Origin of the sequence: Oceanospirillum sediminis, from assembly GCF_014164585.1 — a bacterium.
GTDB lineage: Bacteria > Pseudomonadota > Gammaproteobacteria > Pseudomonadales > Halomonadaceae > Oceanospirillum > Oceanospirillum sediminis.
Genome location: NZ_JACJFM010000066.1, coordinates 1 through 9,741, shown reverse-complemented (window position 1 = coordinate 9,741; position 9,741 = coordinate 1). Strand labels below are relative to the sequence as shown.

Here is a 9,741-nt window from a genome sequence, read left to right as displayed (position 1 = left end):
CTTACCGCTCCTGGTCGAAATGATCCATGCCTGAATAGCTAATTTGTTTTAAAAACAGTCTATTAAGGGCTTTTCAGGGCTGACTAAGTATAATCAGGAGGCGTCACCTGCTCTGGTGATAGAAAGGATGAGTACCGGCTATTGGTACTCATCAGTCTGGTCTGGGGGCTTTCAGATCAGTTAACATTTAATGATTTTAATTTTTCTGTTTCTGGTAAAAGAGTCAGAAATAGACCAGATAGATACATGATAGTCCTCTATAGTCTTTGTTAACCATTATGCCTACTCTATCCGATTGATATATAAGGTTTTTTATATGCTTACCTGGTATATCAATTGCCTGTTCCGCTCTGGTTTCCGGATTTTTAACCTTAAATTATTCTATTTTGCGACAAAGTGTCGTAGGGATTCAGGCACTTTGGCAATCAGGGGACAATATGAAACATATAATCAAAAAAGTAGCGCGGGCGGTAACGGCAACAACCTTTATAATGACTGGAACTGTCGCTCAGGCTGCTGACTGTAAAGCTGTATATGGAGAAGGGGAAACTACATTCAGGCTCGCAACGGGTAGTCCGGGTGAACTGGGTTTACTAAAAGCACTGGCTGATGAATTTAACACTCAGCATGACAGCAGTATGTGCTGGATAAAGGCTGGTTCAGGTAAATCTCTGAAGCTGCTTAAAGCTGGTAAAGTCGATATGGTAATGGTGCATGCTCCAGGTCCTGAAAAGGAAGCCATCCAGGCTGGCTGGGCTGATCAACGTACTTTGATTGGCAGTAACGAGTTTTATCTGGCAGGCCCTGCAAGTGATCCCGCTAATGTAAATAAAACAAAGACAATTGCTGAAGCTTATAGCCGGATTGCTCAACAGAAAGCAAATTTTTTCTCTCGGGGCGATAATTCTGGCACGCATAAAAAAGAGATGAGAATCTGGGGCCAGGCTGGTATTAAACCTGCCGGAGACTGGTATCTGGAAACTAAAGATTTTATGCGGGCTACTCTGCGTCAGGCAAATAATAAGCCGGGTTACTTTATGACTGACAGTTCGACCTGGGTAGCGGAACAGTCAGAATTGAGTAATCTGAAAATATTATTTAAAGGTGATCCTTTGCTGATCAATACCTACCATGCTTTACGTTCTGTAGACCTTAGCCGAAAAGAAACTCGTCTGTCTGAAGCTTTTATTGACTTTGTCGCATCAGACAAAGGCCAGCAGATTATTACAGAGTTCGGACAGTCTCAGTTTGGTTCTGCGATGTATAACAACGCACAATATGCTCAGAAGTTTGTGCACTGACTCTTAATAATTATGTCTCTTTTCTGATCATATGAGACAAAGCAGGTCTGTTTTACCTGGGCATTCTCCAGCCTGAGGCTGGAGAATGCAGCTATTTCTATTCGGCCCTGAGAGTTAGCTGAAAGACATTACTTATTCAGAATGGATAATGCCTGAACGGGGTTTTACTCGTCATAAACCGTCGGAATAGCTTGTCTTTTATGCTGGGTAGACAGGTAAATACTGGTTAATCTCTGTACTACTTCATCAGATACCGGTTTGCCTTCCAGAAAATCATCAATCTGATCATATGTCAGAGCCAGAGCATCTTCGTCTGCTTTTTGTGGGCTGAGTTCTTCCAGGTCTGCTGTTGGAGTTTTATGTACTAACAAATCCGGTGCACCTAAAGTCTGTGCAATTTGTCGAACCTGTCGTTTGCTCAGGCCAAATAAAGGAGCCAGGTCACAGGCCCCATCGCCATATTTGGTGTAGAAACCGGTAATATTTTCAGCGGAATGGTCGGTACCCAGCACCATACCTCCGGTTAGTCCTGCAATTTCATACTGAGCGACCATTCTGGCACGGGCTTTCACATTACCTTTTACAAAGTCGATAGCACTCTCTGTCCGGGGAACCAGATCTGTATTTTCCAGTGCCTTCAGTGTGCTGGCGTGTAAACCATCGACGCCATCCTGAATATTGACACTGACAGAGTATGTCGGCTGGATAAATTGCAGCGCGATTTGCGCCTCGTCTTCATCTTTCTGGACATCGTAAGGCAGACGAACGGCGATGAAGCGATATGATGTATCAGGTGTTGCTTCATTCAGTTCATTAACAGCCAGTTGAGCCAGGCGTCCACAGGTCGTTGAGTCAATTCCACCACTGATACCCAGAACCAGGGTGTGGCAGCGGGCTTCAGTCAGCTTCTTTTTAATAAAATCAACACGACGACGAATTTCAAACTCAGGGTCAATTTCGGGAAGAACACGCATCTCTGCGCGGATTTGTTGTTCCATTATGGTGCACCACTTATATCTGTGATCTTTCGTATACGATTATAAACGCTTACTGCTCTGATGTGCTCTGGATATATTAATCCAAATATGCTGTTTATTCAGGCGGTTACCGTCTAAACTCCTATTCAGTACTTACTGATAAGCAGATTATGCCATCTTCTGTGCAGCGCCAGAATTAAAAGCAGTTTTTATGCCGTCATTTTGTTTCAGCACTTTGTAGTGGTTTAATAATCCCTGACACTACTTCAGGTGTAAAAAGTGGCTCTGATTTTCTGGTTGTTGTCTTTGATTATCAAGGTGCTTTTATCAGGCAGGTATAGCCCGTCATTCTGAAAGACGTAATGTTCCTTAACACTGAGCTCATTATTCGGATTTGTTAATGAAAAAGATCACTTTGCTATTGACCCATTTAATGACAGGCCTGGCAGGTTTTGCTGCCGGAATTTATTTTTTACCTATACTGATTGCGCCAAAAGGGCCATCAGAACAGCAACTTGCCAGTGTGATGCAGGATAACGTGATCTTTAAGGGCGAATTTTCCCGTAACAGACAGGATAGTGATCATTTCCATTGGGGAGAGGGTAAACTGGTTGTCACTGATGGAAAAATCGCTTTTCAGGGAAAATTAGCTCCAGGGCCTGATTATCGGCTGTATCTGGCCGATACTTTTATAGAGACAGAAAAAGCATTTATGGCTGAGAAAGCTGATATGTTGCACGTCGGTTATATTAACAGTTTTGATGGCTTTATTCTGGATGGCCCTCAGTACAGTGATTTGTCTCGTTTTAATACTGCCATTGTCTGGTGCGAAACATTTGGCGAATTTATTACTTCTGCCAGGCTGGTTTCTCCTGACTCGTAAAAGGTATATCTATGAAAATATCGGTTGCCGTTCTGACAGGTATTTTGTCTCTGATCTGGCCTGTTTCGCTTCTGGCGGAGCAAGATGATGGTCCGGTGACAATGCGCTTCTGTTATGAAAACCAGCAATATCTGCCTTATGTGATACAGCTGGGGAGTCAGGGGGCAGCTATATCTGAGAGCGCAGGGATGCTGACAGATATGGTGAAAATGGCCACTGAAAAAGCAGGTATCAAAGCTCAGTTTATTCATTACCCATGGAAACGCTGCATCGCTTTACTGGAGTCTGGACAGGTAGACGGGATTTATGCGGCGATCTGGCAGAAAAAGCGTGAAGCCTGGGGCAGGTTCCCTAAACAAGGGAGCAAACCTGACGAAACACTGCGTATGTGGCGGGCTGAATACCATATTTTTACTCATCGTGATTCAGGTTTACAATGGGATGGTCAGCAATTCAGTGGCGTAAAAACAGGATTGGCGGCACCTTTAGGTTATGTGGCAGACGAAAAACTGGGTGAGTTGAATGTTAAAGCCCAGAATAATTACCTGCCAGAAGAGGGACTAAGGCTGGTGGCCTTACAACGCCTGGATGGTTATGTGGTTGAAAGTGCTATTGGCGAACATCTGTTGCGTTTATCTGGTATTGAAGGACAAATCAGAGTGCTGAAAAAAGTATTTTTATATGCGGACTGGTATGTGCCACTATCCCATCAATGGGTATCACTCTACCCGGAAAAGGCCAGATTATTCTGGCAGCATTTAGCCAGAATCAGGGAAGAGCGGGGTAAAACCCTTTATGAGAAGTATTCTCATATTCAATAATGTTGTGACCAACAAAGTCTGAGCTCCATCAGGCTGATACTGGATTCCTCAGCGTCGGGAAATCAGGTGGATTTGCTGCTTCAGCCAGATCAGAGCCGGGTCCTGATGGTAAAGGGGATGAGATAGTATAACCATATCAATATCCGGAATACCTTCCGGAGGTTGTATCTGGTGAACGTCAAACAGGCTTTTAAACAACAATGCCATCTGGCGTGGCAAAGTAATAATAGCGTTAGTCTGAGATACGATTTTGGCCGCAGCCATATAGTTCATCGTGCGGGCAATATAATGACGTTGTAGTTGTTGCCTGGATAGCCAGTCATCAATTCTGCTGATATTACTTCCGGCCAGATCATAAAAAACCACATGGGGGAGTGAAATATATTCCTCCAGTGTCAGTGATGGATACCGTTCCTCACAAGTTTTATCAGATTCAACGATATTTTCAGGTAACTTATCTGAAATTACGGACATTTCGCCCTTTTTTACCGGCCATTCTTTATTGTTTATCAGACATACCTGGCGTTCTGTCAACCAATGCTCAACGATCAGATGCTCTGGAATATCATCGTTAGCATCAATGCCAACCACCAGATCAATACTGCCATCTTCCAGTGCTTCTTGTGAGGCATTTTCTCTGATCATCTCTACTTCTATCACGATATTAGGGGCAATTTCGTGAAAATGGCAGATTAACTCTGGAAAAATAACCGCTTCAAAAAAGTCAGTACAGGCAATTCGGAATTTACGCTGACTTTGGGCTGCGTCAAATGCTTCCGGTGGGGTCAGTGTTTGTTCTATCTGACGCAGAATCGCCCGGACTTCAGGTAACATTTCCATCGCCCGCGTTGTGGGCTGAAGCCCATTTTCGGTTCGAATCAGCAAAGGATCGTCCAGGTTTTCTCTCAGTCGGTTCAGAGCATGACTCATCGCTGATTGACTCAGAAAGACTTTTTCAGCGGCCCGGCTGACATGCCGTTCAGTGATCAGCGCTTCAAACAGCACCAGAAGGTTAAGATCAAACTGGCGTAGGGAGGTGTTTTTTTTCAAGATTATCTCAGTCCCGAATAATTACAAGTATTAATCTTGTACATATAAGTATTAAAACTATGAGTTTCACTAATTTTTTTGTCAAGGGTAGGCTTAAATGTATCGCAAACATCAGAGCAAATAATCATCTTAGTCAGATGCTTACTGATGATTTGCTATGAGCTGAACTTTAACTGGCGACGTTGAGAAGCCAGATGCAAGCATAACAACGGAGATACCCCATGACGAATACAGCTACTGTTGCCAACGCTGACCTGCCACTTTACGGAGAACTGGGCATGACCTTTATGCAGTTCCCGATTGTGCGTAATCTTCAGGATTCTGATGCAGAGGTGGTAGTGAGCGGTGTGCCCTTTGATATGGCTACAACGGGGCGTCCGGGATCTCGTCTGGGTCCTCAGGGGGTACGTCAGGCATCAGCGAATCTGATCTGGGAAGGTGCACGCTGGCCGTGGGATTTTGCGCTGGATGATCACCTGAAAGTAGCAGACAGCGGCAATGTACTTTTCCGTCATGGTGAACCTCAGACTATGGTGGATGCACTGACAGGGCATATCGGCTCTATCCTCAAGTCTGGTAAAAGTGCCCTGACCTTTGGTGGTGACCACTTTATATCACTACCGATACTGAGAGCATATGCAGTGGAACATGGCCCGGTTGCGCTGATTCATGTGGATGCTCATACCGATACTTATTCCGGTGGCAGCCAGTATGATCACGGCACTATTTTTCATCATGCCGTGGAAGAGGGCCTGATTGATACTGAGCATTCTATTCAGATCGGTATCCGTACGGCGTATGACAAAAAGAATCACCCATTTGAGGTGCTGGATGCGGCCTGGGTAGGCGACCACTCTGCAGCAGACGTAGTCGAAAGAATTCGTCAGCGTACAGGCGATAAAAAAGTTTATCTTAGCTTTGATATTGACGGAATCGATCCGGCATTTGCTCCGGGGACTGGTACACCGGTTGCTGCAGGTATCAGTATTGATTGCGCTCTGAAAATGGTTCGCGGTCTTCAGGGACTGGACCTGATTGGTATGGATCTGGTGGAGGTGGCTCCGGCTTATGATCATGCCGAAATTACCTGTCTGGCGGGTGCTACTCTGGCTCTGGAATACCTGTATGTGCTGGCAGCCAATAAGCAGCAGAAATAAACAGCAGAAAAATAAACAGAGTCATCAGACATCGGTATAACAGGAAGCCTGTATGTTGCTGACATATGGGCTTACCTGATGCCCCTCAATACTGAGGCCATTTCTCACTGAAAGCGACTTTCCAGGGTAAAAGTAAGCCTCAGATACCCCTTTGGGTATATACCCAGCGTCGAATACCAGACTTAGACTGATATCAAACTGAATACTGGCCACTTGTTAGGAGAAAATAATGAAAACACATGCTGAGTGGAAAGCGTTAAGTGAATCTTTGACCTTCCGTTCACAGGCCTGGATCAATGGGCAGTTTGTGGATGCAGAGAGTGGCGAAACGTTTGAGTGTATTAACCCGACGAATGAGCAGAAACTGGCGGACGTTTCCAGTTGTGATCAGGCTGATGCTGATATAGCGGTTGCCCATGCACGAGAAGTGTACCGTTCAGGTGTCTGGTCAGAAATGGCACCGGCGCAGCGTAAACGCGTTTTACTAAAACTTGCCGACCTGATGGAAGCTCATAAAGATGAGTTTGCCGTACTGGATACTCTGGATATGGGGAAATCCATTTCTGAGATGGTGGGCATTGACATTCCTGATTCGATTGACTGCTTCCGCTGGACCGCTGAATGCATCGATAAAGTTTATGGCGAAATTGCTCCGACCGGGAATGATACTCTGGCATTAATCAGTCATGAGCCGGTCGGTGTAGTGGCTGCCATTACGCCGTGGAACTATCCTTTGATGATGGCGGCATGGAAAATTGCTCCTGCGCTGGCGGCAGGCAATAGCGTTATTCTGAAACCATCTGAGAAATCTCCATTGAGTGTATTGCGCCTGGCAGAGCTGGCAAAAGAAGCGGGCATTCCTGATGGTGTGTTCAATGTGCTGCCTGGCTTTGGTCATACCGTTGGTAAAGCTCTGGCGTTGCATAATGATGTTAACGTTCTGGCCTTTACCGGCTCTTCCCGTGTAGCAGGCATGTTGATGGGCTATGCCGGTGAATCCAATATGAAACGGATCTGGCTGGAAGCAGGGGGTAAATCCCCTAACTTGATCTTTGATGATTGTGACGATGTGAAGAAAGCTGCTGCAGGCGCGGCGGCAGCTATTTTCTCTAATCAGGGCGAGGTCTGTATTGCCTGTTCAAGAGTTTATGTACAGAAAAGCATCAAAGAAGAATTTATTGCGGCGCTGGCAGAAGAAGCCAGTCGTTATCAACCAGGCGACCCTCTGGACCCAGCAACAAAAATGGGACCGGTAGTGGATGGTACTCAGCTGGCGACGGTACAACGCTATATTCAATCGGCAGAAGATGAAGGCGGTAATATTCTGCTTGGCGGTCAGCCTGAATATGTTGATGGTCAGGGTTTCTTTGTTAAACCAACGATTGTGACAGAGGCTCACAATGGTATGACCTTCGTAAAAGAAGAAATTTTTGGTCCGGTGCTGGCGGTCTGTGAGTTCGAAACAGAAGAAGAAGCTATTGAGCTGGCCAATGATTCTCAGTATGGCCTGGGTGCCGCAATCTGGACGGCTAATCTGTCACGTGCACACAGAGTCAGCCGTAAAATTCACTCCGGTATGGTATGGGTTAATACCTGGGGTGAAGGGGATATGACAGTGCCATTCGGTGGCGTTAAAGCATCGGGCAATGGTCGTGATAAATCTCTGCATGCGTTAGAAAAATACTCAGAGCTTAAACAAGTCATGATCCGCTTGTAATCATCATAGTGTGTGATCTCAACATGTTGATTGACAAGGTTTCTGCAGATTTTTCAGGTCTTATTCTGCAGAAATAGAACTTCAGCACCTTTAGCGGCCCTTCTGGGCCGTTTTTTTGTCAGCTGGAATCTCTTACCGATACTCACAAAACCATGCATTACAAAAGGATGGTAGCAGGTTATGGTGATAGGCAGGATTGGCTACCGACAGAATAGACCCCTGATAATTTCCTGATATGATACACTTCGACTGTTTTACCAAAGTTGGAAAAACAAGGATATGGCTTTGTATCTGATGTAATCTTTTAAGCCAGATACGCCAATAAAGTACTGAACAAGGAGGTTATGACATTTGTTGGATCAATTACGATCTGAGGTGCCGAGCATGAACCAGAAACGAAGCGACAAGAGCGTAAGGCAGAAGCCGTTGCTCTTATCCAGGCAGGATGGCTCTGTTTCAGAAGCTAATAGCCACTGAAACCGAGCCGGAGGAGTTTAACCAGCTCATCCTTTCACACAAACCACCTGTCGTAGCGTATGCACAATTTCCACAAGATCCTCCTGCGCGGCCATGACTTTATCAATGTCTTTGTAGGCCGATGGGGTTTCGTCGATCACACCCTCATCTTTTCGGCATTCCACATGAGCGGTGGCCTGCAGGTGATCTTCAAGGCTGACTTCTTTTTTGGCCTGAGTACGCGACATCACTCGCCCGGCACCGTGGGAGCAGGAACAGAAAGACTCCTTATTACCTAAACCACGTACAATAAAAGAACGAGTGCCCATACTTCCTGGAATAATACCCAGCTCACCTTTTTTCGCGCTTACTGCACCTTTGCGCGTCAGAAAAACCTCCTGGCCGTAGTGCGTCTCTTTTTGCACATAGTTATGGTGGCAATTGATCGCTTCTTGCTGACCATACACAGGGCGCTGCAATACGTTGGCAATGGCTTCTAAGGTATTGGTCATCATAATTTCGCGGTTTAAACGCGCAAACTTCTGTGCCCATCCTACGGCTTGAACATAGTCATTAAAGTGATCCGTGCCTTCTGGCAAATAGGCCAGATCGACATCCGGTAAATTGATATGCCAGGTGCGCATATCCTTTTTCGCCAACTCAATAAAATATGAGCCAATACGGTTACCGACACCCCGTGAACCCGAGTGCAGCATCACCCACACCTGATCGGTTTCATCCAGGCAAACCTCAACAAAGTGATTACCCGTTCCTAAGGTTCCCAGGTGGTTCAGGTTATTGGTTTTTTCCAGCACCGAATGCTTTTCGGTTAAGATTTTAAACTCCGGCAACAGTGCTTGAGCCCAGAAGTTTTGTGCCAGCTCCGGCGGATTATGCCAGGCACCTTTGTCTCGTTTACTTCGGCCGGTATTTCGGCCATGAGGCACTGCTTGTTCAATGGCCAGTCGCAGTGGCTTCAGGTTTTCGGGTAAATCGTTGGCTGTAAGATGCGTTTTTACCGCCATCATTCCACAGCCTATATCGACGCCAACGGCAGCAGGGATAATCGCTTCAGTGGTTGGAATAACAGAGCCAATGGTTGCACCTTTCCCCAGATGAACATCCGGCATGGCCGCAACCCATTTATGTACAAAGGGCAGGCTGGCGATGTTGCGCAGCTGTTGTCTGGCCTTTTCTTCAAAGTTTACGCCCACAGTCCAGGACTTCACAGGCACACCCGCAGTATCGCTCATTACTTCATAATTCATTTTGCGTTTCCTTGTGTTATGCAATACTGTGGACACTTTCATGCAGCAATAACCCCGTAAAGGCTTAATTGTTCATAAGTGTCCATGACTTTTTTCTCATTCAGGGATAAA

Annotated in this window: 8 protein-coding genes; 5 read left to right on the top strand and 3 right to left on the bottom strand. The window is 45.8% G+C overall.

Annotation, left to right across the window (positions count from 1 at the left end; translation table 11 throughout):
• Positions 1–437 precede the first annotated feature (437 nt).
• Positions 438–1,301, top strand: a complete 864-nt coding sequence (locus tag H4O21_RS23730; protein ID WP_182812242.1) for an ABC transporter substrate-binding protein — start codon at positions 438–440, stop codon at positions 1,299–1,301.
• Between the two features lie 164 nt (positions 1,302–1,465).
• Here H4O21_RS23730 and nadE read toward each other — a convergent pair whose 3' ends face one another.
• Positions 1,466–2,299 (bottom strand): NAD(+) synthase, encoded by an 834-nt coding sequence (gene nadE, locus H4O21_RS23725; protein WP_182812239.1) that lies wholly within the window; start codon positions 2,297–2,299, stop codon positions 1,466–1,468.
• Positions 2,300–2,678: 379 nt separating this feature from the next.
• Here nadE and H4O21_RS23720 point away from each other — a divergent pair, with 379 nt between their 5' ends.
• The gene (locus tag H4O21_RS23720) at positions 2,679–3,161 is read left to right on the top strand and encodes a DM13 domain-containing protein (RefSeq protein ID WP_182812236.1); all 483 of its coding nucleotides are present in this window, start codon (positions 2,679–2,681) and stop codon (positions 3,159–3,161) included.
• Positions 3,162–3,172: 11 nt separating this feature from the next.
• Positions 3,173–3,982 carry a substrate-binding periplasmic protein gene (locus tag H4O21_RS23715; protein WP_182812233.1) on the top strand — a complete coding sequence of 270 codons (810 nt, stop codon included), beginning with the start codon at positions 3,173–3,175 and terminating at the stop codon, positions 3,980–3,982.
• Positions 3,983–4,030: 48 nt separating this feature from the next.
• Here H4O21_RS23715 and H4O21_RS23710 read toward each other — a convergent pair whose 3' ends face one another.
• Positions 4,031–5,032: a LysR family transcriptional regulator gene (locus tag H4O21_RS23710; protein ID WP_182812229.1), complete on the bottom strand. Its 1,002-nt coding sequence runs from the start codon at positions 5,030–5,032 to the stop codon at positions 4,031–4,033.
• Positions 5,033–5,253: 221 nt separating this feature from the next.
• On the opposite strand from H4O21_RS23710, the gene speB reads away from it, so the two are divergent.
• Positions 5,254–6,189 (top strand): agmatinase, encoded by a 936-nt coding sequence (gene speB / locus H4O21_RS23705; RefSeq protein WP_182812225.1) that lies wholly within the window; start codon positions 5,254–5,256, stop codon positions 6,187–6,189.
• 229 nt (positions 6,190–6,418) lie between these two features.
• Complete coding sequence (locus H4O21_RS23700; protein WP_182812222.1) at positions 6,419–7,906, top strand: aldehyde dehydrogenase; 1,488 nt, start codon at positions 6,419–6,421, stop codon at positions 7,904–7,906.
• Between the two features lie 503 nt (positions 7,907–8,409).
• Here the strand turns inward: H4O21_RS23700 and H4O21_RS23695 are convergent.
• Complete coding sequence (locus tag H4O21_RS23695; RefSeq protein WP_182812219.1) at positions 8,410–9,630, bottom strand: RtcB family protein; 1,221 nt, start codon at positions 9,628–9,630, stop codon at positions 8,410–8,412.
• Between the last annotated feature and the right edge of the window lie 111 nt (positions 9,631–9,741).